The 26,149-nt window shown below is 41.6% G+C and carries 22 protein-coding genes; 7 read left to right on the top strand and 15 right to left on the bottom strand.

What is annotated here, in order from left to right:
* Positions 1 to 15 precede the first annotated feature (15 nt).
* Both NDQ71_RS13380 and speA read right to left on the bottom strand, forming a co-directional pair.
* Positions 16 to 909, bottom strand: coding sequence for an acyltransferase (locus tag NDQ71_RS13380; protein ID WP_192542473.1), 894 nt, complete (start codon positions 907 to 909; stop codon positions 16 to 18).
* A 63-nt stretch (positions 910 to 972) separates the two neighbouring features.
* A complete protein-coding gene (speA, locus tag NDQ71_RS13375; RefSeq protein ID WP_192542474.1) occupies positions 973 to 2,850 on the bottom strand; it encodes a biosynthetic arginine decarboxylase in 1,878 nt (625 codons plus the stop codon).
* A gap of 201 nt (positions 2,851 to 3,051) precedes the next feature.
* Between speA and speE the strand changes: the two genes are divergently transcribed.
* Positions 3,052 to 3,915, top strand: coding sequence for a polyamine aminopropyltransferase (gene speE / locus NDQ71_RS13370; RefSeq protein WP_192542475.1), 864 nt, complete (start codon positions 3,052 to 3,054; stop codon positions 3,913 to 3,915).
* Between the two features lie 80 nt (positions 3,916 to 3,995).
* Here speE and NDQ71_RS13365 read toward each other — a convergent pair whose 3' ends face one another.
* From NDQ71_RS13365 to NDQ71_RS13355, 3 genes are all read right to left on the bottom strand, one after another.
* The gene (locus NDQ71_RS13365; protein WP_192542476.1) at positions 3,996 to 5,597 is read right to left on the bottom strand and encodes a methyl-accepting chemotaxis protein; all 1,602 of its coding nucleotides are present in this window, start codon (positions 5,595 to 5,597) and stop codon (positions 3,996 to 3,998) included.
* Between the two features lie 70 nt (positions 5,598 to 5,667).
* Complete coding sequence (locus tag NDQ71_RS13360; RefSeq protein ID WP_192542488.1) at positions 5,668 to 6,897, bottom strand: hypothetical protein; 1,230 nt, start codon at positions 6,895 to 6,897, stop codon at positions 5,668 to 5,670.
* Positions 6,884 to 7,513 carry a methylamine utilization protein gene (locus NDQ71_RS13355; protein ID WP_192542477.1) on the bottom strand — a complete coding sequence of 210 codons (630 nt, stop codon included), beginning with the start codon at positions 7,511 to 7,513 and terminating at the stop codon, positions 6,884 to 6,886. The genes NDQ71_RS13360 and NDQ71_RS13355 overlap by 14 nt, the downstream gene beginning before the upstream one ends.
* A gap of 188 nt (positions 7,514 to 7,701) precedes the next feature.
* Between NDQ71_RS13355 and NDQ71_RS13350 the strand changes: the two genes are divergently transcribed.
* Entirely contained in the window at positions 7,702 to 9,744 is a 2,043-nt protein-coding gene (locus NDQ71_RS13350) for a glycoside hydrolase family 97 protein (RefSeq protein WP_301561729.1), read from the top strand.
* A 120-nt stretch (positions 9,745 to 9,864) separates the two neighbouring features.
* Here the strand turns inward: NDQ71_RS13350 and NDQ71_RS13345 are convergent, their stop codons facing one another.
* From NDQ71_RS13345 to ompR, 3 genes are read right to left on the bottom strand one after another with little or no spacing between them, the layout of a single operon-like run.
* Positions 9,865 to 10,140 carry a hypothetical protein gene (locus tag NDQ71_RS13345; protein ID WP_192542478.1) on the bottom strand — a complete coding sequence of 92 codons (276 nt, stop codon included), beginning with the start codon at positions 10,138 to 10,140 and terminating at the stop codon, positions 9,865 to 9,867.
* Between the two features lie 48 nt (positions 10,141 to 10,188).
* Positions 10,189 to 11,487, bottom strand: a complete 1,299-nt coding sequence (gene envZ, locus NDQ71_RS13340; protein ID WP_192542479.1) for a two-component system sensor histidine kinase EnvZ — start codon at positions 11,485 to 11,487, stop codon at positions 10,189 to 10,191.
* A gap of 6 nt (positions 11,488 to 11,493) precedes the next feature.
* Positions 11,494 to 12,222 carry a two-component system response regulator OmpR gene (gene ompR / locus NDQ71_RS13335; RefSeq protein WP_301561728.1) on the bottom strand — a complete coding sequence of 243 codons (729 nt, stop codon included), beginning with the start codon at positions 12,220 to 12,222 and terminating at the stop codon, positions 11,494 to 11,496.
* 189 nt (positions 12,223 to 12,411) lie between these two features.
* Here ompR and greB point away from each other — a divergent pair, with 189 nt between their 5' ends.
* From greB to NDQ71_RS13315, 4 genes are all read left to right on the top strand, one after another.
* On the top strand, positions 12,412 to 12,891 hold the full coding sequence (gene greB, locus NDQ71_RS13330; protein ID WP_064668509.1) for a transcription elongation factor GreB: 480 nt from the start codon (positions 12,412 to 12,414) through the stop codon (positions 12,889 to 12,891).
* 143 nt (positions 12,892 to 13,034) lie between these two features.
* Positions 13,035 to 13,346 (top strand): hypothetical protein, encoded by a 312-nt coding sequence (locus NDQ71_RS13325; protein WP_064668510.1) that lies wholly within the window; start codon positions 13,035 to 13,037, stop codon positions 13,344 to 13,346.
* Positions 13,347 to 13,396: 50 nt separating this feature from the next.
* The gene (locus tag NDQ71_RS13320; RefSeq protein WP_064668511.1) at positions 13,397 to 13,978 is read left to right on the top strand and encodes a CBS domain-containing protein; all 582 of its coding nucleotides are present in this window, start codon (positions 13,397 to 13,399) and stop codon (positions 13,976 to 13,978) included.
* 163 nt (positions 13,979 to 14,141) lie between these two features.
* Complete coding sequence (locus tag NDQ71_RS13315; protein WP_301561727.1) at positions 14,142 to 16,475, top strand: Tex family protein; 2,334 nt, start codon at positions 14,142 to 14,144, stop codon at positions 16,473 to 16,475.
* Between the two features lie 64 nt (positions 16,476 to 16,539).
* Here NDQ71_RS13315 and NDQ71_RS13310 read toward each other — a convergent pair whose 3' ends face one another.
* From NDQ71_RS13310 to bioH, 7 genes are all read right to left on the bottom strand, one after another.
* A complete protein-coding gene (locus tag NDQ71_RS13310) occupies positions 16,540 to 17,325 on the bottom strand; it encodes a hypothetical protein (RefSeq protein WP_301561726.1) in 786 nt (261 codons plus the stop codon).
* A gap of 201 nt (positions 17,326 to 17,526) precedes the next feature.
* Complete coding sequence (locus tag NDQ71_RS13305; RefSeq protein ID WP_301561725.1) at positions 17,527 to 18,354, bottom strand: GlyGly-CTERM sorting domain-containing protein; 828 nt, start codon at positions 18,352 to 18,354, stop codon at positions 17,527 to 17,529.
* 17 nt (positions 18,355 to 18,371) lie between these two features.
* Positions 18,372 to 20,210 (bottom strand): hypothetical protein, encoded by a 1,839-nt coding sequence (locus tag NDQ71_RS13300; protein ID WP_301561724.1) that lies wholly within the window; start codon positions 20,208 to 20,210, stop codon positions 18,372 to 18,374.
* A gap of 114 nt (positions 20,211 to 20,324) precedes the next feature.
* Positions 20,325 to 22,976, bottom strand: a complete 2,652-nt coding sequence (locus NDQ71_RS13295; RefSeq protein ID WP_301561723.1) for a S8 family serine peptidase — start codon at positions 22,974 to 22,976, stop codon at positions 20,325 to 20,327.
* Positions 22,977 to 23,362: 386 nt separating this feature from the next.
* Positions 23,363 to 24,235: a putative metalloprotease CJM1_0395 family protein gene (locus NDQ71_RS13290; RefSeq protein ID WP_192542484.1), complete on the bottom strand. Its 873-nt coding sequence runs from the start codon at positions 24,233 to 24,235 to the stop codon at positions 23,363 to 23,365.
* Between the two features lie 6 nt (positions 24,236 to 24,241).
* Positions 24,242 to 24,550: a hypothetical protein gene (locus NDQ71_RS13285; protein WP_064668516.1), complete on the bottom strand. Its 309-nt coding sequence runs from the start codon at positions 24,548 to 24,550 to the stop codon at positions 24,242 to 24,244.
* Between the two features lie 100 nt (positions 24,551 to 24,650).
* Positions 24,651 to 25,388: a pimeloyl-ACP methyl ester esterase BioH gene (gene bioH / locus NDQ71_RS13280; RefSeq protein WP_192542489.1), complete on the bottom strand. Its 738-nt coding sequence runs from the start codon at positions 25,386 to 25,388 to the stop codon at positions 24,651 to 24,653.
* A 58-nt stretch (positions 25,389 to 25,446) separates the two neighbouring features.
* Here bioH and NDQ71_RS13275 point away from each other — a divergent pair, with 58 nt between their 5' ends.
* The gene (locus NDQ71_RS13275) at positions 25,447 to 26,148 is read left to right on the top strand and encodes a ComF family protein (protein WP_192542485.1); all 702 of its coding nucleotides are present in this window, start codon (positions 25,447 to 25,449) and stop codon (positions 26,146 to 26,148) included.
* Position 26,149: the final 1 nt, after the last annotated feature.

The raw sequence follows: 26,149 nt of genomic DNA, 5'->3' as shown, positions 1-26,149 counted from the left end.
TAGTCTCTGCGCTGATCACGTTTGTTGCTGTGACTTAACGTTTTGTTCAAGCTTAGTGAGCTGCTGCTCTTTCTCTTGCCATAAACGGTTTAACTCTGATTGAAAACGTATTCTAAACTCAGAGTCCCCGCTGTAATCGCCAATTAATTCTTCACTTACCGGTATTACCTCAACATGCACGTTGATCTGCTTTACTCGACCACTGGCAAAATCAACAAAAGTTGGTATGCCATCTGGATACTGAATAGTGACATTCACTACTTTTGAAATTTGCTCACCCATAGCTTGCATGACAAATGCCACACCACCCGCTTTTGGCTTCAATAAATGCGGAAACGGGCTGTTTTGACGGGCGTGTTTTTGTGTTGTAAAGCGTGTACCTTCGACAAAGTTAACAATACTGACTGGCATTTCTTTAAATTTTTCACAGGCTTTACGTGTCGTTTCTAAATCTTTACCACGCAGTTTTGGGTTCTTTTTAAGCTGGCTTTTACTGGTGCGAGTCATAAATGGGAAGTCCAGTGCCCACCACGCTAAGCCTAAAAACGGCACATAGATTAGCTCTTTTTTTAAAAAGAAGTTTAAAAATGGAATACGACGATTAAGTACACGTTGCATCACCAAAATATCAACCCAACTTTGGTGATTGGCAATAACCAAATACCAATCTTTTAGCTTTATTTCTTCAAGCCCAGTTACGTTTAGCTGATGAGGGGTAAAAATATTTTGATTAATTGAATTGCAAGACACCCAAATACTGGCACACTTTTTAGCTATCCAGCTCATTGCTTTTTGCAGTGGCTTGAACGGGATTAACTTTATTAAGCCGCAGATCAAAATTGGCACAAACCAAATTATCGTATTTATGGTGTAAAAAAAGATGCTAAAAATACAACGGAGCAAAGACATTACTACTTAATTCCTTTCATTAAAACTGTACGGCAATTTATAACGCAATACGCAATATCGCAATTAATCTTCAAAATAGGTATACCCTTCAAGGCCCGCATTTAGCTCCGCTAAATATTGCTGCTTAACAGGTTCGCTAATAGCTAACTGCTGTACTGTGGTAGCAAAGTTATCCGAAAAAATATCGCTATCATAATCAACAAACTTTAATACATCCTTAACGCTATCCCCCTTAATCGCATTAGTAAGCTGGTAGCCTTGCTCGGTGAGTTCAACGTGCACAGAATCAGTATCACCAAATAAGTTATGCAGATCTCCTAATATCTCTTGGTACGCCCCTACCATAAACATGGCAATGTGGTATTGCTGCCCTGGTATATATTGTGGGATAGGTAAGCTGGTTTCAATCCCTGCGCCCTCAACATATTCACGAATTTGACCATCAGAATCACAGGTAATATCTTGAATAATGGCGCGTTGTGTTAGCGGCTTATCAAGGTTTTCAATCGGCATTACCGGAAATAACTGTTGAATCCCCCAGACATCTGGCAATGACTGAAATAATGAAAAATTCACAAACAGTTTATCTGCCAATTTTTCGTTTAGGTCATCAAGCACTTCACGGTGCGCACGGGCATTGCTTAATGAAGCTCGAACACGATGCAAAATAGTAAAATAAAGCTGCTCTATTTTTGCCCACTCCAACATGCTGACTAAACCATGAACGTATTGATCATGTGCTTCGCTAAATAAATGCATCGCATCGTGATAAATTTCCAGTGCCATACGTGGGTTTAAACGCTGCAAACATTGCCACATCTCATCAAGTACTAAGGCACTATTTGGCGCAGGCGCACTTGGGTTACTGTGATTAGGTGCTTGTTCTACGTCAATAACATCAGTGATCAACACTGCGTGGTGCGCAGTGAGTGCACGACCTGATTCTGTAATAATCGCTGGATGCGGAAGCTCATGCTGCTCACAGACTTCTGCAAACGCATTAACTACATTACGGGCATATTCTTCAACCGTGTAATTCATCGAACAGGCACTACGTGAACCAGAACCTTCGTAATCAACACCTAAACCACCACCAACATCCACCGTATTAAGTGGCACACCTAATTGGCTTAATTCGGCAAAGTGACGTGAACATTCACGTAAAGCACGGTGAATATCGCGAATATTGGCAATTTGCGAACCAATATGAAAATGCACCATTTGCATTAAATGCAGCTTGTTATGTTGTTTAAGTACTTCAACGGCAGTTAACACTTGCCCAGCCGTTAAGCCAAATTTACCTTTTTCGCCACCGGTATTTTGCCACTTGCCTTTACCCACTGAATTTAAACGGATACGAATACCAATAGCGGGTTCTATGCCTAAATCTTCAATTTCAGCTAATAAGGTTGTTAATTCGGAGAGTTTTTCAACCACAATTTTTACTTTGTGACCCATTGCTTGGCCAATGCAAGCTAAACGTAAAAACTCACTGTCTTTATAGCCATTACACACAATCGTGATCGGTTGCTTCGCGACACCCAAAATTGCCATTAATTCAGGTTTAGAGCCAGCCTCTAAACCCACCAAGCCACTCGGGTGTGCTAATAGCTTGCTGACCACTGAACGTTGTTGGTTTACTTTAATCGGGTAAACGCAAGTATATTGCCCTTGATAAGCACGCGCATTGCGGGCACTGCTAAATGCACTGGTTAGAGTATCAACCCGATTTTGCAAAATATCGGTAAAACGCACCAATACAGGTAAGGTTAACCCTTGTTTTTTGAATTGCTCAGTCAACTCGGTTAATGAAATAGCGGCTTTAGTTTGATCGCCATCCGGATAGGCAACAAGTTCACCTTGGCTATTGATATCAAAGTAACCATCGCTCCAATGTGCGACGTTATATGTAGAGCGTGCTGTATCTAAACCCCAGGTCATGGCAAATTCTTCTATAGTTAACTGTTTGGCGGAATCGCGTATTTTAATACGTCATAACTCCCTACGCTAACAAAAAATGACCTTTAAACCAAAGCAAGGATAAAATATTCGCTATACTGGTTAAAATTTCATTGAGCAAAACGCCAAGCACTGGCAGAATTGCCCCTTTTTCATACTCAACTCAAAAGTGTAACTAGCGACATGGCAAATTTAGATCAAAGTAAATGGTTTACCGAAATCAGTGAACGTGACGGCAGTGCGTTTTCTCTGCGCATCAACAAAAAGTTAGAAGAGCAGCAATCACCTTTTCAAAAGGTTGAAATGTATGAAACTACTGACTTTGGCAACCTAATGATTATTGATGGTTGTACTATGGTAAGTAGTCGCGAAAACTTTTTTTACCATGAAATGATCAGCCACCCAGCATTGCTTGCTCATCCAAACCCAAAAAATGTAGTGATTATTGGTGGTGGTGATTGTGGTACTTTACGTGAAGTGCTTAAGCATCCTGACGTTGAGTCTGTTACCCAAATCGATATCGACGAAGTAGTGACACAAATGTCATTAAAATACTTCCCTGAATTATGTGAAGCAAACCAAGATCCACGCGCTACAGTAATGTTTGACGATGGTATTAAATATATGCGTGAGCTTGCTGCTGATTCAATTGATGTAGTAATTGTTGATGGCACAGACCCGGTAGGCCCAGGTGAAGGTTTATTCAACCATGCATTTTACACTAGCTGCTTAAACGCCCTGCGCACTGGCGGCATTATGGTGCAACAAAGTGAATCACCACTTATGCACATGCCATTATTAGTAGAAATGCGCGATGCAATGACAGACGTTGGCTTTAAAGACTTACAAACTCTGCCATTCCCACAGCCGATTTACCCAAGTGGTTTATGGTCAGTGACACTCGCGCGTAAAGATGAACCTTTCGCAGGCTTTAGAGAAGATGCGGCCGCAGAGCTTGCCCAAGGTACTGAATACTATAACAGCGGTATTCATCACGGCGCACTGGCAACTCCTAATTATATGAAGCGTGCTTTTGCTAAACAGTAAACTTTGTATATTTGATTGATCTAAAAAAGGGTTCATGCGAACCCTTTTTTATGGCCTGTCACTGTATGTGCTGCTTTGGGCTAAACTTTAAAACGTTGTACCAACCGATTCAGCTCATCGGTTAATTGATTCATTCTTACAGCCACTTCCTCGGTGGAACGCGCAAGTTCGCCACCTTGCATAGTTTGGTCATTTAAGGACGATAAATTATGGCTAATTTCTTCAGCAACCGCGGTTTGCTCATCGGTTGCTTGCGCTGTTTGCATCGCCATATCATTCACTTTTATTGATGATTGCTGCATAGCATTTAGCACATCATTAGTTTGCGTAAATGAGCTTACCGCTTCATCAGCGAAGCGCTTACCACCATTAATTGCCGTTAACGACTGTTCTACGCTATTGGCAAATTGTTCCACCATTTTTTGTATATCATTAGTACTTTCTTGGGTGCGAGTTGCCAAAGTCCGGACTTCATCAGCCACCACCGCAAAGCCTCGACCTTGCTCTCCCGCTCTTGCAGCTTCAATAGCAGCGTTCAACGCAAGTAAATTAGTTTGCTCTGCAATTGCACGGATCACCTCGAGTACTTTGGCGATATTATCAGAGCTTTGCTGTAGCTCGGTTGATTTATTACTCGCGTGTTCCATGTTGTCAGATAACGCGACTATTTTATCACTCGAATTAGCCACCGCCGTCAACCCCTGTTTAGCTAGTTGTTGTGAATTATCGGCTTCTTTAGATGACTGCTGCGCCACATTAGCGACTTCGCGACTAGCGACACTCATTTCATGCACCGCACTGACGATAGACTCAGATGCTTGGCTGAGCTTTTGGTTGATCTGATTATTTTGATTAGCAAATTGATTGAGATCAACACCTAAGTGATTTAGCTCTTTTGCCTGCTCTAAAATATCTCGTATAAGCTGTTGTAGGTTATCTAAAAAACGATTAAATGCCGTGGCTAACTCAGTAAACTCATCCTTGCTTTTCACTGCTATTCGCCCGGTTAAATCGCCATCACCTGAGGCGATATCGTTGATTCGCGCAGTCACATAATTCATTTGCTTCGTTAATTGCCGCGGAATGCTATAACTAAACCAACCAGAGATAGCTAACAACACTACTACCATAATCAATAAAAATCCTTTGGTGGTGGTGATTTTTTCAAGCAGTTTTTGCTTTTCGTTTTTAGATGTTAGTTCGGCTTGCTCACCGGCTTTATCTAAAATGTCACGTAGTGCCGCGTATTCTGTATCAGCTTGAAGGCTCTTTTGCTGATTTTGTGGATCATTAATATATGCATTTGATGCCGACAGCCAGTTATCAAAAGCGCGGTTAAAATTTGTAAATTGCGCTGTAACTTCTGGATAAGCTGATAAATACTGTAAATATAGCTTAAATCTTTCAGCCACTTGCTCGGCATTTTCTTGATGTTCTTGTCGCTCTTCTTTACTGCCTATTTTATTAGTAACTAGATGTAACTCTGCTACTTTGGCTTGATAGAGATCGCGATCGCCATTAACGACTACTGAAATTGCATTTAGAAACCGCTCAGATTGTGCATCTAAAGCCGCTTTTTGTAGATTAATTAAATATGTGTAACCTGTGATCAGCACAATTATTGCAACCCCAAGTAGTACAATTGGAACGGAGCTTTTAATACGAATACTCTGTAATTTCATGCCTCACCTTTACCTAAAAATTCAGTATCAATCGATATTTAAAGGTAGTTCAAATGCAAAAAAATTACCATTAATAGCGCCACTGCACATTTAAGCTCAGCTGCTGTTGCGATAACTTTTTAGCAACCCCCATCGCCTCACGATTATCGGCCTGACTATGTAACGCAGAACCTTCAATGCCCAATTGCCATTGCGGGGTTAATTGATAGCGCCAAGTTGCAGTTATACCTTCACCATGACTAGCGTTTGGATCAAACGCCCAATCATCATGATCAGTTACCTCAAAAAAATCATACCGTACAGAGATCCGGTGTTTTTCGGTTTTATGGCTAAGTAATGCAAAATGGCTGTAAAAATCATTGTTAACACCACGATTTTTGCCCATTGCCGTTTTACCAGACATAGCTTGCACTATTAAGCGGGTTTGAGCTGTAAATTTATAAAGCCAAGCTGCACTGGCAAAGCGCGTATCCCATGCATATTGACCTGTAGCATAATTAAGTGCAGTCGGATCGCCATTATTATCAAAATAATAAAAGCGAAATTGTGATTTTTTTAAGTAATCCCAATGCATTCCCAAGTAATAACCAAACCGTCCATCAACCTCTTCAAAGGGCAAAACCTGGTTTGCTTGATGCTGCAATTGTGGTGTATTGAAAGATGCAATCTGTGCAAAAGAGATACTTTCATTGAGAGTCGTTTGACGGTCATGTAATGCAAATCCACGCCATGAAAGTAACGTTCCAGCCGGATCATTGCCTTTAAAACTCGCGCCCACAAAGCTAAAGCTATGGGCACTATTAAAGCTTCGACCAGGACGCTTAATGGTTGCCTCTACGCCTAAGGTACGTATTTCTTCGCCTACCCATGAGTTTATTGCAGAGTTAGTATAATTATAAGGCGAGAGCCAACCTATATCGGGGTTTTCTAATGACAACTGCGGGTAAAAAGCACCAACGCGTACATGCCATTTATAATTACTTGCTGTGAGTGGTTGATACTGGAAATAAGCTTGGCTAAAACCTAACGTCGCCTGCGGATCTTGGTAGGTATTAATAACCCCATGTGCCGACCAACTGGTACTTAAATCGACTCTGAAATCAAGCAAACCTTGGGAGATCACAATACCATCATTATCAGTGTCATACCGGTACAGTCCAACTCCACCTTGCTGCCAACTCAATTGTGGATCACCTTTTACTGCACTCAACTGTAGTAAACCTTTAACCTGTGCAACCGCATTTAAACTGAACGCTAATCCCAGTAGATTAAAAGCCAAAATGGTTTTATTCATAGTCATCAAATTCATCAACACCAATCGTAATACGAGGAACGATAGATTGTCCTATTTGATAGACAATCGCTGCGCTGCTTAGGGTGATAGTTTTGCTCTCTGTTTGACTAATATCACTGAATCCTTCATGCCATACATTAAACTTAAACTCGCCGTGATCTGGAGTCAGTTCAATTTGCCCTTGGTTATTGGTAACGCCATAAAATGGACTATCAACCACCACAATATAACCCAACATCCAATCATGAATATTACAACCTAGCTCAACGACCCCAGTTTGCTCAAAGCGGATCGGGGCTTGCGGTTGTTCACGATACAGCTTTAATTCAAATGATTTGGCGCTTGAAAAAGAGTAAACGTGATGCATGATAGAACCCGCATTGGGAAACTCAACCTGTGCATTTTTCGGTACCACTAAAATATGAGGAGTAAACTGCCGCTCTTTTTGCGTCATAGTAAATGGCGAGCTCACTGGCAAGGTTGATAGAGAATTATCTGTCGCAGTTAGCCACACCACCGCATTCGCAAGTGGCTGCTGGTTTTGACCATTAATGGTGATGGTTACAGCATGACTTTTATTCATCATAAAAATAAATAAAGTAGCGATAAATAGTTTGCTCATCTGAATGTCTTATTATTTGACTTTATTCATTATAGACCGATTCAATTAATACTTTGTTAATTTTATTTTGCATATTTAGCTAAAACTTGGCCAACTAATAAATTGAATACGTATGCAGCCATCTCGTAATCAAGGCGCTTGCGCTTTATGCTAAATGATTCAATTAGGTTACACCTCAAGGAACAGCTATGCGATTACCTTTGCTACTTCTACTTGGATTTTCAAGTGCTTGCTTTGCTAAAGACGCGACGATTCAATCCCCGAACGGAAATATAAAAATAACCATTTCGGATCAGCAAGCTATGCCAAGCTATAAAATTAGCTTTAACGGCAAACATGTTATTGAAAACTCTTCTCTTGGCTTTGAATTTAAACAACAAGCCGCCTTTGCTGAAGGCTTCAAAATAATCGACGTAAAAAACGCTCAACATGACAGTCAATGGCAACAGCCTTGGGGTGAGAGAGCAACAATTATTGACCAGCATAACGAAATCGCCGTTACCTTTAGTAAAGCAGCCCCTCACGCCGGTACTTACACAGTTCGCTTTAGAGCTTTTGATGATGGCGTAGGTTTTCGCTACGAAGTACCTAAACAGGCAGGGTTTGAAAACATCGAAATAACCAAAGAGCTTACCGAATTTGCCATTGCGGGTGCTGATAAAGCCACTGCCTGGTGGATCCCTGCGCGTGGCTGGAACCGTTATGAATATGTTTATAACACCACCCCACTACAACAAGCTGCGCTAGTGCACACACCATTTACATTTAAAAATGCTGATGGTGTGCATGTGAGCATTCACGAAGCAGCACTGGTTGATTACGCGGGGATGGTATTAAATCAACGCCGCCCAGGTACTCTACAAGCCGATTTAACGCCTTGGTCTGATGGCATTGCGGTTAAAAAACACGGCGCGTTTAATACACCGTGGCGCACCATTCAAATTGGCGAGAAAGCCGTTGATTTGATCAACTCAGATATTATTTTAAACCTTAACGAACCAAACAAACTCGGCGATGTGTCTTGGGTTAAACCGGGTAAATATGTCGGTATTTGGTGGGGAATGCACATCAATGAGAACACTTGGGGCAGCGGTGAAAAACATGGCGCAACCACCAAAGAAACCAAGCGATACATGGATTTTGCGGCTACATACGGTTTTGATGGCGTATTAGTTGAAGGTTGGAATATTGGCTGGGATGGCGACTGGTTCTTCAACGGTGATGTATTTAGCTTTACTAAACCTTACGATGATTTTGATATTGCAGAGCTTACTCGCTATGGCAAAGAAAAGGGCGTACAGCTAATCGGCCACCACGAAACCTCAGGCAACGTAACCAACTACCGCGAGCAAATGGAAGACGCCTACGCACTGTACGAAAAATCTAACGTCAGCCAAGTAAAAACGGGCTATGTAGCAGATGGTGGTAACATCAAACGTATTGATGAAAACGGTATTATCCGAAAAGAATGGCATGACGGCCAGTTTATGGTGAACGAATACCTACACAGCATAAAACTCGCTGCTAAACATAAAATTAGCATTAACACCCATGAACCAATAAAGGATACCGGCCTGCGCCGTACTTATCCAAATTGGATTGCTCGTGAAGGTGCTCGCGGCCAAGAGTTTAATGCCTGGGGCACACCGCCAAACCCACCTGAGCATATTCCAATGCTCGCTTTTACGCGTATGCTGGCAGGGCCGATGGATTTCACTCCGGGTATTTTTGATATGAGTTTTAACGGGTTAGGTGCAGATACCAACCGACCACAAACCACACTAGCCAAGCAACTTGCTTTATATGTAGTGATGTATAGCCCAATTCAAATGGCCGCTGACTTACCGCGTAATTATTTAGCTAAGCCTGATGCTTTTCAGTTTATTCAAGACGTACCTACCGATTGGCAGCAAAGTATTGCTCTCGATGGTGAAGTTGGTGACTTTGTAGTATTTGCTCGTAAAGAGCGTAAACGCGATGGCTACTCAGGTAACGATTGGTACTTAGGTGCAGTGACCGACGGACAAGCACGTACACTTGAAGTAAAGCTCGACTTTTTAGATAAAGGCAAAAAGTTTGCAGCGCAGATTTATCGTGATGGCGATAAAGCCGAGTGGAAAAATAACCCATACGATTTAACAATAGAAACACGCGTTGTTACGGCGGCTGATAAGCTAACTCTCAACCTTGCCACCAGCGGTGGTACAGCGATTAGATTTAAAGCACTTTAAAAGTTTGAAGTAAAGATCTCTACATTATCGATAAGTTAAAAGTGCGATTGAAAATCGCACTTTTAACTTCATCATTGCAAAAGTAAAAAAGTAACTGATAGAGATAACCAACTACCTAGACTAAGGTAATGCTGAATTACGTTCTTTTAGTGATTTAGTATATAGTCTAACAAAGTAAGACCACATATAAAGCCCCCAAAACAAACCTCCTATTGGGAACATGATTAGAGAAAATACCATTACATCTAAAAAAGCAACTTCACCTAAAAAAGCTTGTAGTAGCGAAAATAAAATAGCTGTCGAAACACCCCAGCCTAGCATGCCGTGTACAAAGATATAATGCCACTTACCTTTATCCAATAGCCGCCTTAATTTATTAAATTTATCATCTTCCATTCTGCTTATAACTCCTATACTAACAGACTGAACATTGCTTCAGATTACTTAAACCAAAAGGAGAAAAACTTGTGCACTTAAACCACCTTCTGGGCGATTAACAAGTTTAACTTTACCGCCGTGCATATCAATTATGCGCTTTATGATCGCCAAACCTAAGCCGCTGCCTTCACTGCCTCTGGCTGCGTCACCTTGTTTAAACGGTTCAAATACAGTTTCTAGTTCACTCTCAGGAATACCTGGGCCATGATCATTTACCATCACCACAGCGTATTTTTTATCGCTGCTAATCGCCGTTTCAACCTCAATATCGCCATCTGAATAACGAATAGCATTTTCAATCATATTGGTAACAACTCGCTTAATTGCCACCATGCTTAAAGGAATATTGCCAATGCTAGGGTTTTCAGTAAAAGTGATGGTGCGTTGATGTTTTTGCTCTGAGTGCACCACTTCTGAAACAATCGCATTAAGATCTTCAAGCGCGAGCTCTTCACGTTTGTGGTGGCGTAAATACTCAATAAATTGATCAATAATGGCATTCATATCTTCAATGTCGTAGATGATCCCTTCTCGCAGGTAATCTTCTTCATCCGACATCATTTCGGTAGCGAGGCGAATTCGTGTTAGTGGCGTACGTAAGTCATGTGAGACACCCGCCATCAATAATCGGCGGTCGTTTTCAAGCGCTGCAATACCCCGCGACATCTGATTAAACGCGCGAGTTACTTCAATCACTTCAGTTGAGCCATGCTCTTCAAGCTTAGTGGAAAAATCTCCAACCCCCACTTTTACTGCCGCTTGTTGTAATGCCTTTAATGGCCGGTTTAAGTGACGGGCAAACAACCAGCCGCCAAGCACACTTAAAAAACCGATACTGGATAAATAGAAAGTTAAAAATTCGAGGTTATTTTCTTGAAAGCCAGTAAGCGGCACTTTAACCCAGTAACCCGGTGCTTGTGGTGCTTCAACCCAGTACACGAGCGGATCTGTTTGACTTATGCGCACTCGGGCCGAGCCATTTAGCTGCTCAGACATACTGCGTGATAGCATTGAATACTCACGAGTTTGACCAAGACCTTCGCTCATTGCTTGGCGCTGGGTCATAACTTCGATACCGGTTATTTCAAAAAACTTATTCGATACTTCATCGCTGATCTCAACGCCATCTTCCCAATCAATAAACACGGTTTTGATCTGCTTGGCTAAAATCAGATTAACTTGCTCGATAGTGGGCTTAACGACATAAAGGCTCACCGTGATATACGATACAACTTGGTTGATCAGCAATAATGCTGCTACCAAAAACACCGTTTGGCCAAATGCACTTTTGGGAAACATACTCATAGCAGGTTATTTTTCACCATCAGGTACAAATACGTAACCTAAGCCCCACACAGTTTGGATGTAACGTGGATTAGCGGCATCGACTTCAATCATGCGGCGCAAGCGCGATACTTGTACATCAATACTACGTTCTAGTGCACTGTAATCACGGCCACGTGCTAGGTTCATTAACTTATCACGGCTAAGCGGCTCTCGCGGATGTGTAACCAGCGCTTTCAATACTGCAAATTCACCGCTGGTCAACGACATGGTTTTGTCACCTTGGCTCATTTCTCGTGTCGCTAAATTAAGTGAAAATTCCCCAAACATGATCTCATTTTCTTCTGCGGCAGGCGCGCCGGGTACCTCTTTGGTGCGACGGCGTAAAATAGCTTTAATACGAGCTAATAATTCTCGCGGATTAAATGGCTTTGGAATGTAGTCATCTGCGCCAAGTTCTAAGCCAATAATTCGGTCAACTTCATCACCTTTAGCGGTAAGCATTACAATGGGGATTTCATTTTCTTTTTGACGTAAACGTTGGCAAATAGATAAGCCATCTTCGCCCGGGAGCATCAAATCAAGCACCATTAAGTGAAAGTTTTCACGTTCTAGCAGGCGGTCCATTTGTTCTGAATTACCCGCTGTACGTACAATAAATCCTTGCTCTACCAAGTAGCGCTCCAACAAGCTGCGTAAGCGCATATCATCATCAACGACTAATACTTTTGTGGTTTCATGTCCCATTACTTTCATTCTTATTGTTTTGTACTGTTACTGATTAATATAAATGAAAAACTTGATAATAAAAAACTAATTAGGTCACTAGATTGTTACTGAACATTTCTAGCAGGCTTAAATACTGACAACAGTGAAAATCAGCTCGACAAGCCAACAAGATTTTTATACCTTGCTTACGTGTTTCCTAAGGTAAAAAATTGCAACGTGAAAACTAATTTAGTTACCCGCGAAGGGTATTTACAGCTACAACAAGAACACGATCATTTATGGAATGTAAAACGCCCAGAAGTCACTAAAATAGTAAGTTGGGCCGCAAGCCTGGGTGATCGCTCTGAAAATGCAGACTATCAGTACAATAAGCGTTTACTTAGGCAAATAGATCGTCGCGTACGTTATTTGCGTAAGCGCATGCCCGATTTAAAAATTATTGACTATTCTCCTGAGCAAGCTGGCAAAGTGTTTTTTGGCGCATGGGTCGAAATTGAAAATGAACAAGGTGAAATACTCAAGTTTAGAATTGTTGGCCCTGATGAGATTTATGACCGAAAAGACTATATTTCCATTGACTCACCGATGGCGCGCGCGCTATTAAAAAAACAAGTAGACGATGAGTTTTATGTTACCACCCCGCAGGGTAAAAAAGAGTGGTACGTGAACAGCATTTATTATCCAGGTGCCGAATGACGCTTAGTGCAAATATAACAGTAGCCCATTTATTATTCAGATAAGGTTAATTATTGATTGTCTAAAGTGAATTTGTAGACTATAAATAAAGATACTCAAGTAAAGTATTTCGCACTTGAGTTTGGAATTGGAAGGTCGTAGTTATGTCAAACGCAATACATCGCATCATAAGTAATGCCATGTTGTTTGCACTTTTACTAAGTGTGAGTTTGACTTCTGTTGCGCATGACGGTAACAATTCTAAAGAATTAGCTTCTCCAACCCCACACTACTTTGCTTGTGACACAGCAGAGCAAACCAACCCTGACTTTGACTTAGACACACAGGTTGACGGGATCTCTATCAGGGTGCTTCAACCACTCCCTGAAAATACTTCATCACTTTATGTGAGTGCTACTTTAACACAACCTTTTAGCCAAGCTTACCAACGTGGTCCACCTAGTTATTTAGTTTAATTTATTGCTTAAAAACTTTATTAAATTTAATAACATAATTGGTGATTACTATGGCTAACTTTAAAGAACTTCGTACTCAAGATATTTCTAAAGGCGTTTTATCTCATACTTACAGCGAAACTCAGCCGTTAATTGATTTAACGTCTCCGGCTCTAAAAATGGTGAATAATTTCACTCAAAAAGATCCGTTACGCGCGCACTTTGAAACCAGCATTGTGGATGCATTAAAACAAATAACCAGCCAACATACCGACTTTATTCTGGTGGTCGATGACAACGAAAAACTTGTGGGCATAGCCTCTAGTGCCGATTTACAAAGCTCAAAAATAATGATCTTAGCACAGCGCTTAAATGTCGCGCGCAATGAAGTTAGCTTACGTCACGTAATGACTCCGCTTAGTCATTTGACGGGTGTGAGCATGCAAAGCTTAAGCTATGCATGTATCGGAGATGCGCTACAAACGATGGAGCAAAACGGCATTATGTTTTTATTAGCTACCACAGCACACAATGAGATCTGTGGTTTGATCTCTGCGCGTGAGATTGCAAAAACATTGCAAATTCCGGTTCATATTAGCCCAATTGCTCACTCATTTAGTGAAGTAATGGAACATATTGAACACCCTCATTAAGCACGGATACATGTTTAATTGAGTCCCCTCTTGAAAAGGCCTTAAAGTATATAAATAGCATGCTTTAAGGCCTTTTTATTAAGCCCTGCTGTGATATTATTCAAGCAATTATTTACGCCAAAACTCTCGTTCTGGTCTTCAAATTGTTTAATAAGGTTTTTGCATGAGCAATATCTCTGCACGTTTAGCCACTGAGCTAAATGCTCAAGAGCAACAAGTTGTTGCTGCTACAAAATTACTCGATGAAGGTTCAACCGTACCTTTTATCGCCCGCTATCGTAAAGAAGTAACGGGGGGGTTAGACGATACCCAATTACGTTTACTAGAGCAGCGCTTATCTTACTTACGTGAACTTGAAGAACGTAGAGCGTTTATTTTAGCGACCATCAAATCACAAGATAAGCTCACTGCTAGTTTAGCGGCGGATATTAATAATGCAGATAGTAAAACTGAGTTAGAAGATCTGTATTTACCTTACAAGGCCAAGCGCCGCACTAAAGGCCAAATAGCAATTGAAGCTGGTCTTGAGCCTCTCGCTGATGCGCTTTTCAAAGATGCTTCATTAGATCCTGAACAACAAGCAACACGTTATTTAAACCCAGAAGCGGGCTTTGCCGACGAAAAAACAGTACTGGATGGCGCTAAATTTATTTTAATGGAACGCTTTGCCGAAGATGCAAAACTGCTAGCAAAATTCCGTAATCACATTAGCCAGCATGGCCAAATTGAAGCAAGTATTATTGCAGGTCAAGAACAAGCTGGCGCTAAATACCGTGATTACTTTGATCATCAAGAAGCCCTTAAAAAAGTGCCTTCGCACCGTGCATTAGCTATGCTGCGCGCGCGTAATGAGGGTGTTTTACAACTGAGTATTAATCCAGAGCCAAGCTCAGAAAACCCAGCTCATATGTGTGCCGTAATGATTGCCGATCACTACCGCCTTGATATTAATAACCAAGCAGCAAGTGCATGGTTGCTTGGCGTTGTGCAATGGGCATGGAAAATTAAACTGGGTCTGCATTTAGAGAATGAATTTTTAGCGGCGATGCGCGAAAAAGCAGAAACCGGTGCTATTGATGTCTTTGCGAAAAACTTAAAAGACTTATTGATGGCGGCTCCTGCTGGCGCACGTACTACTTTAGGGCTTGATCCTGGTTTACGCACGGGCTGTAAAATTGCCGTCGTGGATAGCACAGGTAAATTACTGGCAACGCAAACAATTTTCCCACATGCACCACAAAACCATTGGGATAAATCAGTACGTACGCTAGAGCAACTATGTCGTCAACATAAGGTCGAGCTAATCGCCATTGGTAACGGTACTGCATCACGTGAATCGGACAAACTGGTTGCTGAACTTATCAAAGCGAACAGCGAGCTTAAACTAAATAAAATCATGGTTAGCGAAGCCGGTGCATCGGTGTATTCAGCATCAGAATTTGCCGCTAATGAGTTTCCTGATCTAGATGTTTCATTACGTGGCGCAGTGTCTATTGCTCGCCGCCTGCAAGACCCACTTGCCGAACTGGTTAAAGTTGAGCCTAAATCAATTGGTGTAGGCCAATACCAACACGATGTATCGCAAAGCCAACTAGGACAAACGCTAACTTCTGTAGTAGAAGACTGTGTTAACTCGGTAGGTGTCGATTTAAATATGGCCTCTGTGCCTCTGCTTGCTCGCGTATCAGGGCTAAATAAAACCTTAGCGCAAAACATTGTTAATTACCGCGATACTCATGGCTCATTCACTAAGCGCTCAGAACTGAAAAAAGTTGAACGTTTAGGGCCAAAAGCATTTGAGCAAGCAGCCGGATTCTTAAAAATTAGTAATGGTAGCGATCCGCTTGATAAGTCATCCGTTCACCCGGAAGCCTACCCTGTTGTTAAGCGTATTTGTGAGCAAAATAGTCTGGATGTAAATACCCTAATTGGCAACTCAGAGCTGTTAAATAAGCTAGTTGCGAATGACTACATTGATGATAAATTTGGTTTACCAACCGTCACTGATATTATCAGCGAGCTAGATAAACCAGGCCGAGATCCTCGCCCTGATTTCAAAACCGCCGAGTTTAAAGCAGGTGTTGAAAAAATCAGTGACTTAAAGCCTGGGATGATTTTAGAAGGCGTGGTTTCAAACGTAGCTAACTTTGGTGCTTTTGTTGATGTGGGTGTACACCAAGATGGTTTAGTGCATATTTCTGCGATCACTAATAAGTTTATCTCTGATCCGCGTGAAGTAGTTAAAGCCGGTGATATTGTAAAAGTAAAAGTAGTGGAGGTTGACGCTGCCCGTAAACGTATTAGTTTTACCATGCGTTTGGACGATGACATCGATACCAGCAACAAGCCCGCGCCATCAGCCAGTCAAAAGCCGCAAGCTAATAGTCGTAACAATGCTCAACAACCCCGCGCTGCTAAACCGAAACGCGATACCGGTAATGCAATAATGGGTAATGCATTTGCAGACGCCTTCGCAAATGCAAAAGTGAAAAAATAACGTGTAAGTAAAAACGCCACAAACTCAGTTTGTGGCGTTTTCTATTCTGCGATTTAAATTTTCTTTAAAAATAATAACGAAATGCTGCTGCTGCGATGTCAGCGTATTTATCTGTGTAACTGTAGGAAGCAGCAAACGTTATTTTTTCAGTGACTGCGTAATTTATACCCGCTTTTAACAGGAGGTTATTTTCACTTTCAGCATCATGTAAACGTACATAACCAGCACCTACTCCATGCAAACGCTCATAACCAACGCCTGCATTTACTTCAAATTGTTCGCTCAATAAATGTCGAATTTGTGCAGTTACTTCAAAGGAGTCAGCTGTTTCTGAACCTTCATAGTATGTTTTTGAAACATCAAAAACATTACCATCAGATTCAAGTCTATGTACAAATGTTTCCTCAGTCTTAATCTTACTTTTCCCATATTTCAGGGCATAGTCAACAGAAGTTTCTCTTGAAAAATGTTGAATGTATCCAAAGCCAAGATTATAACGAGTTAAACTCATATCCGTTGTTTCATAGTAAGAATCTGTCATATTAGATGTATAAGTGCCATCTGGTAGAGGAGCAAATGATGTAAATGTAGTAGTGCTAGAGTAGTCAACACGACTTTGAGAATACGAGCCTGTCACGTACCAATTTTCAAAAACTTGTTTGCTAAGATTAATAACGTATCCATCGTAGCCAGAATACTCTGGGCTATCAGGGTCCGTTTTATCATTGCTTTTAACGTCAGTTTTTGTATAGCCAACTTCAACATAATCGTAGCTTAAAAGTGATGTTTGGTTTGCTGCGGCGGTGATTGAGAAAAGTGATAAAGCCCCTGCGATTACTGCATATTTCATTTAATTGTCTTCCATACTAAAATCGCCACAAAAGTAGCAGCTTCGTAATGTTTCGACAATATAAGGTTTTGTTTTAAAGTAAATCAATGTAAAACAACTTACATATTGGTTGAAATTCCTGCAATAAAAAAGCCGCGAATTTTATTCGCGGCTTTTATTACGTTTAGGGAAGCTGATGCTCACCTAATAGATGACTACTAATTATTTACGACGACGTGCGCCTAATAATGGAAGTAGTAACAACATTAAGTAACCAAATGAGCCACTATCGTCTTCTTCAACTTCAGGATAAGTACAGCTACCATCATCTGTATTAGCTTCTGAATCAAAGTTGGTTGCTGCTGGATCCGTACAACCAAGCTCAATACCATCTGAAATAACAGATAGAGTGAACTCTGTCATCAGTGATTTCTCACCGCTGGTTAATGTTACTTGCACTGGAATATTACCGAAGAAGTGAGTATTTGGTTCAATGCTAAATGACATGCCATCAACCGTAACAGCTGCATTTTCAGCTGCCACTGACAAGCTAAACTGTTCGGCAGTTTCACGCGATAGGGCTACGTTAATGCCTTCAAGTTTACCATTTTCAATCACCGTCATATCCGCAAGTTCAACAATCGAAAGATCCACAGCAGTGACCGTAACCATAAACTCGGTAGTCAGCGTGTTATTTTCGCCTGTTAGCGTCACAGTTACTGGAATCTCACCAAAGAAATCCGCATCTGGTTTTAAGCTAAATGCCATACCATCAACCATCGTTGTGGCGTTGCTAGCATCTACGCTCAAACTAAATACCTCTTCTGTTTCACGTGAAAGAGACACGGCAATGTTTTCTAGCATATCACCTTGCATCACGCTCATATCAGTAATGTCGTTTACCATCACAGGTGCAATTTCACCATCAGATTCAACCGTCAATAAGAACTCAGTTGAGGCTTTATCAGTTGGATCTGCTTTATCTTGCACTGTGACTGTGACGTATGTTTCGCCAAAGAAGTAAGGGGCTGGAATTAAGTTAAATGACATACCATTCACTTCAGCAGTTACGCCTCACCAGTAATTACTAGCTCATTTGGTGATTGATCCGCATCCAGCACCATTACCTCGATACCATCAATACGGCCATTTTCAGCCACTGTCATATCATCTAATGCTGAGATTTTCAGGTTACCTGCAACAGTAATTGAATGCGTTACTGCCTTAGCGTCACTATTACCTAATTGATAATCGAGGGTGATATTTTGAATTGTGCCTTTCGCTTCTGGTTTTACTGCCGCTTTAAAGCTTAATTCAACTTCACTTTGTTCAGGACCAACATAGTCAAAACAAATCACTAAATCATCATGAAGTAATTGATCAAGGTTGTTATAACCAAGCATTTCGAATAAATCACCGTCTTTGAAACCATAATTACGGGAATATTCACTTGCACCACCTTCAACAAAAATAGCACCTTCTGCAACATTTTCCCCCAGATTATCGTAGGCAAAAATCATTTCATGCATACCTGGGTGATCATCAATACCACTGCGTAAAATCACTTCATAGTCGAAAGATTCACCGGTTTTTTTATCTGTTACATTATCAAATTCCATGAACAGCAAGTCGCCTAAGTCTGGACGATCACTCTTATATTGAGTTGCTAGCGTCAACCCTTTTGGATCATCTGGATGACGTAAGTAATCAACTTCAAACGAACCACGCCAAAATGGAGCTAACGCTTCTAATAAGAAACCAGGCCCACGGTGTTGGCTCATAATCCAATAGTAAGGCGTAAGCTGTAACGCTCCCACTGTGTGCATGCGAATTTCATTAATATTAGGTTGGTTATAGAGTTCAAACTTAGCGTTATCTAACATAAATAACCAATCAACAGGTACATCGAAGTATGACTTGTCAGCCCCTACATACCACTCAGCATTAGGTTGCATACCGAACTCATGTAAATCGATATAGCCCCCCGTTGAATACTCATCAATCAATAGTGTGTGACACATAGTGTCTGTGACATTGGTTGTTACTTTGTATTCTCGTGCAATGTTTCGCGTTGCTTCTTGGTTACTTTTAATGGTCAGTTTGTTGTCATCAATGCTAATAAGTTCAGCAATTTCAGGGTTATTACTTTGCAATGTATCAGCTGCTAAGCGAAGACCTTCTGGCACTGTTACTGACATATCATAGGCACGCTGCGCTGATTCAAAGTTAGCTTTAAGCTTAACGTTAACATCAACAACATCCATACTACGAGCTGTGTCTTGACTTACGTTCAATGCTATTGCATCTGCATCACGGTATAAGTCAAGCGCAGTAAAACCTAAGCTACCTTCGGCACCGGGCATATCACCAAGCTCAAAACCGCCATAGTAAACATCACCAGCTTGAGCTTCAGGAATGTCCCAGTTTATTTCCAACGGATAATAGCCATTACCGTCATGTGACGCAGGACCAGTAATATTAATATTACCTGTGTTTGTATCTTCACCTATTACAGCGTAATGCATAGTTGCTCGATAGTTTTCACCACGAATGCCACCTAAGTTTGCTGTCGCAATCCAATATTGACCTGGTGCGGGATCGATAATGCTACAATAGTTAGCTTCTGCATTACTTGATGAATAACAAACCATCTCTTCATAAAGTGCGTCTTTGATAGCCGCAACGTTGTTGTCTATTTCTTCTTGCGATGGCATAAAACCATCACTGTTGTTTCGGTCTGCACCTATCATTAAATGTGCATAAGCACGTTGAAAGCGCTCATCTTGGATATCATTCAACCCCGTTAATTGTTTAGTTTCAGGCACTTTTGCCACTAAACGTTTTGTGCCTTCTGGAACATTAATGAGTTGAATATTCCAACCAGCTTCGATACGGTCTGGGGTCACAAACGGTGCAACAGCTTCAACTTCAAAGGTTGACTCGGTTGGTTTTACGAGACCGTAATAGCTTGGCGTAAATTCACTATAACTATCTGTGTTAACTAAGATTGTTTCACTAGCTTAATTTCGTGCCATGTGAATTTCTTCAGATAATGGTAATTCATCTAAATTGTTGCGGGCTACAATCGGTAAATGAGCATCGGGTGCTGCACCATTTATTTCGGTTAAAACGACTTTACCATTAAACATTGCACCTATATTTTGCAACATTTCCCAAGGAGCGCCTGGATCTGTAGGATCTAACTTATGCTCTATAGCATTCGGTAAAGACATGGTGATCAATAAGTCCTGTGATTCACCCGCTTTTAAATCAAATTGCGTTGGCGTTACAGTAGCAGATACCCCCGCTTCTTCCGTAAGGCCGAGTGCCGTCCAAGCCAATGCCTCTGCATTCCAGCTACCATCCTTTATTGCAGTTACCGTTCGCATCCAGCTACAGGTTAGCTCACAATCCATTTCAACCATTGAAGGTAAGTTTAGCCAGTTAACCAGACCACCATTATTAGGGTTTGCCGCTTCATAATCTTCCAGCGCAACATCCATAATTAAACCTGACTTAGCCGCATCTGCAACATTGATGCCGCCAGCGCCCGCCATAAAGTTATAGTATGGGTCAATCAAACCTGAGTTAGTCATAATTTTCACATTATGCGCGGTCATCATTAGCGCTGATTGTATTTCTGCTGGAGTCCAATCAGGGTGTAGTTGCGCTAATAGTGTCATAGCACCAGTTACGTGTGGGGCAGCCATTGAGGTACCGCCCATAAACGTCCAGTCTGATGCGCGCGGGTTTGCAGTAAACGGTTGCTCATCCGCATTTGCAGCGTAAATACCAACACCAGGCGCGGTTAGAACGGGCACTAGAGTATTATTCGTTCTACTTGGCCCCATAGAGCTAAAGATAGCTAATTGGTTACCCGCTACAGGATCAAGGTCATAGTTATTCTCTGCTTCTGAAATAGTCGCGATAGCTTCACCAACAGGATTAGCATTCACCCAGTTTCTAAGTTTATAACGTGCCGATGTCGTTACTTGAATACCTGGAATTACATAGCTATCTGTTGCTAAATCATTTGCTGATGAAACAATGTTCTGCAAGATAAATCCACCAGCACCACCAGCGGCAACATTTTTCGCTTTATCTACACGAGGGGCATCCCCTCGCTCACAAATAACAATTTGATCTGCTGTAAACGTACCAGCCGGGAAAGGCACATTACATGATGCTGCATTAAATGCATCTGACTCATCTGGATCAGGGTAATTTTCTGCAAGAACAACGGCTCCAGTTATGCTACCCGTGAAGCTTTTACCTGTTATTTCATCTGGATTAGGCGCTTTTTCACCTTGGAAGTTACTAATAGTTTTATCACCAAACGACGCAACACGATCGTGAGTTGAAGCACCTACCGTGGTAACCCAAGGTGAAGCATGGTCGGCAGTATAATATGAAGGGCCAGAGTTACCAGCTGCTGCAGCAACATTGATACCCGCTTTACGGGCGTTTAAAAAAGCCAACTCCATTGGATCTTCCCACGGGAAGCTCTCAGCACCACCAATCGAGAAGTTAATGCTATCAACGCCATCAGCAATGGCATCTTCAAATGCTGAAAGAATGGCTGATTCTGGGCAACCTGAGTATGGATCTCCGCCATTACCTGCCCAGCAGACTTGATAGGAAATAATGTGTGCACGCGGCGCTACACCACTAGTTTGTGCAAAGGTAAATGGTAAGTTTTCACCATCACTTACTTTTTCGCCAGTTGCGGCTTGCAACGGTGTATCTAACAAAGTGTTACCAGCAGCCGTGCTTGCCGTGTGCGAGCCATGACCATTGTAATCTTCACCATTTTCTGGCCGGCGATCATCACGATCAAAAATAGAATCTCTATTTGCTGAGGTTATTTCCGGATATGAGCGAACACCTATTAACTTATCATTACATAGCGTTGCGTCTTCAACGCAGTCACCAACAAAGTTACCTGCACCGAGTGGATTCATTTGTGAAAATTGCTCATCACTGGCGAACGCTGGGTGATCGGTATTGATACCTGTATCAATAATACCAACAACCATGCCATCACCTTTAGCTGCAATTCCGCCGATATCGTTATCACCTTGCCAAATGCGGTCAGCGCCAATAAATTGTGGCCCACGGTCTGTTCGTAGTTCAAAAATACGGTTAGGAGTAATACGTTTAACCCCTGACTGCTTAGCGAGTAACAATGCATCTTGTTGGGTCATTTCGACAACGGCCGCATTATTTGCCAGTGTGAACTGCTTCTTAACTACAATATTCGCACCTTGCCCACGAGCACTACTGAGTACCGCATTTTGGCGCTGCTTTAAAAATGTTTGATAATTGCGCACTGCATGAGATTGCGTGTTAGCACGCTCGCGTACCATAACTGAACGTAATTCTTTTACCGCTGTTGCAGCATAACCTTGAATATCACCTTGGTAACTCGTTACCGGTTCTTCATCAAGTTGCACAATATAAGTTTGCTTACCAGTAACACCTTGTTGAGGTTGGAATACCTGCTCAGGTGTTTGGTTTTGATACTGCTGATTTAAACGACCAACATTACCACGAAGCAAACCATTGTTTTCAATTGCTTGTTTTTGTTCTTGATAGTTTGCTACATCTTGTGATGTAAATGTTGGCTCATATAAGTCGACATTTGTCGCCTTTTTAAAGCCAGGTTCGGCCACTGCATATCCTGTAGCTCCGACATATATTGCTGTAAATATAGCCAAAGAGCTTTTTTTGAAATGCACTTTCTTGTTATTGCACGGTTGCATATTCATCCTATTAAATTCGTTTGTTAGGCAGATACTCTGCTTTGAATTATTGCTGTTGGTGCTAAATCTAATTAGCAGGATGAGATATACAACGGGATTTTTTAACGGTCAATTTTACTGCGACCTATAAAATACACAAAATTAACATTCAATAAACAAAAAAGTCACATGCAGCTTGGCTTTGCATTGCTTTTATATAAAATGTAGCAATTTGTATCTTATAACTGGTAACTTCAATAAAAACGTCAATATTTTAAAAGGGTTATATGAGGGGGAGGCAATCTAACGCGTCGAGATTAAATGGTGGTAGAAAATTGACTATTACTACGAGGTTCTGTGGTGAACTGATAAAACTGAGCAATGCGACCTGCACGCGCCTCAACATCAGCAGAGCGTTGCGGAAAATTTTCAATAGCGTCATCATCTATAGAATCGCTCGCAGCAAACTCATTATCGATTTTAAATGATGGTTTATTTTGTTCATCAGTTGCGTCAACTTTATCAGTATTAGCAAGCTCAGCTTGCGCTGCGGCAAGCTTTTGGGTGGCATCAGCCGCAATAGCACGATCAGCACCCGAAGGCTCTGCTGGAGCAAGTGCTGCAGCACGTACCGTTTGCATTTTTTCTATAGTGGCTTGCGGATCGCCTTCAATTTCCGCAACGTCAATTTGAACTTCACCACCAACAGCGTAGTTAGTGCCATCGGGGCCGCGCTGATATTCATAGCTAGGTGAGCCGGCATATTGACCACCAACGGAGGCATGCGCTTGTTCATGAATACGCACTTCGGTATCACGCGCTTTGAGCTCTTTAATTTGCTCAGCATCTTGTTGCTCTTGCTGTGCAGCTTGTGCTTGTTGCTGCGCTTCTTGTTTAGCTTCTTGCTGTTTTTCGCTTTGCTCTGGATTTTGCTGTGCATCACCTTGCTGACGCTGTTGAATTACTTTTTCATCGGCAAGTTTACCCTTAGCATCATATGTGCCGGTATCATTGCTACCGGGTTGTTTGGTTTTTTCATTATCACCGAGAGCTTTGTTTTCAGCATTACTCGGTTTTGCAGCAGCAGGTGGCGGGATAACTTCCCGAAGTTGGTTGTCACGCCGAGCGGTTTCCGTATAAACATTAGCGGTGTTTATATTTACATTAGGAAATGGCGTGACAATGTTCATGGCAAATTAAACACGAATATCAATCAAAGTCCCCAGCACTTCGTCCGCGGTTTGAATTGATTGTGTATTCGCTTTGGCGTTAAACTCTTCAACTTTCAAATTCACCAAGGCTTCATCAATGCGAGCAGGTTGCGATACCGGAGCGGTGACCGCTTCTTCTGGGCGTGCAGCTTGAAGCTGACGCTGCTGGGCAAGCTGTGCATCATCTTGTTGCTCTATGCTGGCGCGATTAATTTCTGCGCTGGCTTTTTCAATGCCCTGACTGGCACGATTAAAACCTTCAACACCATTATTAAAAACAGATCCGATTGGCATATTAAACTCCCACCAATGATATATTGGTTAATTATCGCTCATAAAACAGCCAAAATAAAGCTTTCCACTAGAGTTTTTGGGACTCCTTTAGCGTTACTTTTTAAAGCATTGATTTGATGGCGGATAAAAATTCTTTTTTGTGCGAAATAAAAGGGGCATGAGAGGCTTTATCTATCACTTCATACTCAAAGTCGCTATTTAACGCCTGCATTTTAGCGACTGCGCGATACGGCACTAGTGCATCTAAACGACCAAATACACCGCGAATTGGCACCGCACAATTAGCAAATGTATTGCGTAAATCATCATGCTGTAAAATGTCTAAGCCAACACTTAGGGCACTTTCTTGCGGTGCTGGATATTCATTTAATAATTTTTTCAGCTGCTTAATATCATCACGGGCGCTGTCACTGCCCATCGCTTGTATCGCTAAAAATCGCTCTATGGTTTTTTCGCGGTGGGTCACTAATTGATCTTTAAACGCAGTGAGTACATTGTCTTTGATCCCAGGCCAATCATCGGTTTCAGCAAACAATGGCGTTGCGGCAACTAATATTACTTTCGCCACTTTTTTAGGCCAATGTTTAGCAATATAGACAGCAAATAAACCACCTAGCGACCAACCCATTAAAGTTGAGTTTGGTTGCAATTGCTCACTTAATTGTAACGCAGCAGCATGTAAACTATACGGTTTTGGCCATGCTTCACTATTGCCGTAACCCGGTAAATCAAGGCAGCGCACGGTATCGGCATGAATAAACTCAAGCTCAGGTAAAATAACCTGCCACACTCCTTGGTTCATTCCCCAACCATGTAATAACACTAACTCATTTTGCATTTTCACCGACCCTGTTCCAAACTTAGCGCTCATAATAGCGCTTAAGGAAATGAATGCAATGACTGCTTTTAATCAATGTCTTCAGCAGCTAGGAGATTGGTTTTTCCCTTCTTTTTGCGTGCAATGCCAGTGCGCTGTTAATAGTAAATATAGCCTGTGCGAACAGTGCCTAGCAGATTTATCGCTACTCGATTTACATGCACATCCAAATCTATTGTACCGTCCTGATATAGTAGAGCTGTTCCCTGACTGCCAGTTTGATCATCTATTTGCTTGTGCTTGGTATCGTCCTCCATTTGATAACTGGCTCAGCCAACTAAAGTTTAGTAACCAAATTCATTATAAAAAAGCCTTATCACTAATAATTAGCCTGCAATTTACTATCAGTAAACACACCAGCGAGTCATGGCCTGAGCTATTTATTATTTTACCTTTACACCAACAGCGGTTTTTACAGCGAGGCTTTAATCAAGTATCACAATGCTGGTTACCTTGCTTAAAAGATGAGCAGGTTGATTTTCTAAGTTTACAGCGCAGTAAAAAAACACAAGCGCAATCATCACTCAGCAAAGCTAAACGAATAAAAAACTTACAGGGTGCGTTTATATGCAATACCGATATGACAGGAAAAACCGTGGCTATTGTTGATGATGTGATGACCACAGGCGCCACTTTGAATGCAGCCACTGTGGCACTTAAACAAGCGGGCGCTAAGCAAGTCTGGGCATTTGTGACTTGCTTAACACCATTGGGGGATTAAT

The sequence above is a fragment of the Pseudoalteromonas sp. KG3 genome (genome assembly GCF_030436385.1).
Lineage (GTDB): Bacteria > Pseudomonadota > Gammaproteobacteria > Enterobacterales > Alteromonadaceae > Pseudoalteromonas > Pseudoalteromonas prydzensis.
Note: the sequence above shows the minus strand (reverse complement) of the source record. Positions and strands in the feature narration are given on the sequence as shown.

Coding starts and splice junctions, on each gene's coding strand:
- NDQ71_RS13315 (WP_301561727.1), top strand. CDS start 14,142: ATGAGCAATATCTCTGCACGTTTAGCCACTGAGCTAAATGCTCAAGAG.
- NDQ71_RS13365 (WP_192542476.1), bottom strand. CDS start 5,597: ATGAAATTACAGAGTATTCGTATTAAAAGCTCCGTTCCAATTGTACTA.
- NDQ71_RS13285 (WP_064668516.1), bottom strand. CDS start 24,550: ATGCCAATCGGATCTGTTTTTAATAATGGTGTTGAAGGTTTTAATCGT.
- NDQ71_RS13310 (WP_301561726.1), bottom strand. CDS start 17,325: ATGAAATATGCAGTAATCGCAGGGGCTTTATCACTTTTCTCAATCACC.
- NDQ71_RS13380 (WP_192542473.1), bottom strand. CDS start 909: ATGTCTTTGCTCCGTTGTATTTTTAGCATCTTTTTTTACACCATAAAT.
- NDQ71_RS13345 (WP_192542478.1), bottom strand. CDS start 10,140: ATGGAAGATGATAAATTTAATAAATTAAGGCGGCTATTGGATAAAGGT.
- NDQ71_RS13360 (WP_192542488.1), bottom strand. CDS start 6,897: ATGACTATGAATAAAACCATTTTGGCTTTTAATCTACTGGGATTAGCG.
- NDQ71_RS13275 (WP_192542485.1), top strand. CDS start 25,447: ATGACTGCTTTTAATCAATGTCTTCAGCAGCTAGGAGATTGGTTTTTC.
- speE (WP_192542475.1), top strand. CDS start 3,052: ATGGCAAATTTAGATCAAAGTAAATGGTTTACCGAAATCAGTGAACGT.
- NDQ71_RS13290 (WP_192542484.1), bottom strand. CDS start 24,235: ATGAACATTGTCACGCCATTTCCTAATGTAAATATAAACACCGCTAAT.
- bioH (WP_192542489.1), bottom strand. CDS start 25,388: ATGCAAAATGAGTTAGTGTTATTACATGGTTGGGGAATGAACCAAGGA.
- NDQ71_RS13350 (WP_301561729.1), top strand. CDS start 7,702: ATGCGATTACCTTTGCTACTTCTACTTGGATTTTCAAGTGCTTGCTTT.
- NDQ71_RS13325 (WP_064668510.1), top strand. CDS start 13,035: ATGTCAAACGCAATACATCGCATCATAAGTAATGCCATGTTGTTTGCA.
- speA (WP_192542474.1), bottom strand. CDS start 2,850: ATGACCTGGGGTTTAGATACAGCACGCTCTACATATAACGTCGCACAT.
- ompR (WP_301561728.1), bottom strand. CDS start 12,222: ATGAAAGTAATGGGACATGAAACCACAAAAGTATTAGTCGTTGATGAT.
- NDQ71_RS13305 (WP_301561725.1), bottom strand. CDS start 18,354: ATGTCATTTAACTTAATTCCAGCCCCTTACTTCTTTGGCGAAACATAC.
- NDQ71_RS13320 (WP_064668511.1), top strand. CDS start 13,397: ATGGCTAACTTTAAAGAACTTCGTACTCAAGATATTTCTAAAGGCGTT.
- envZ (WP_192542479.1), bottom strand. CDS start 11,487: ATGAGTATGTTTCCCAAAAGTGCATTTGGCCAAACGGTGTTTTTGGTA.
- NDQ71_RS13355 (WP_192542477.1), bottom strand. CDS start 7,513: ATGAGCAAACTATTTATCGCTACTTTATTTATTTTTATGATGAATAAA.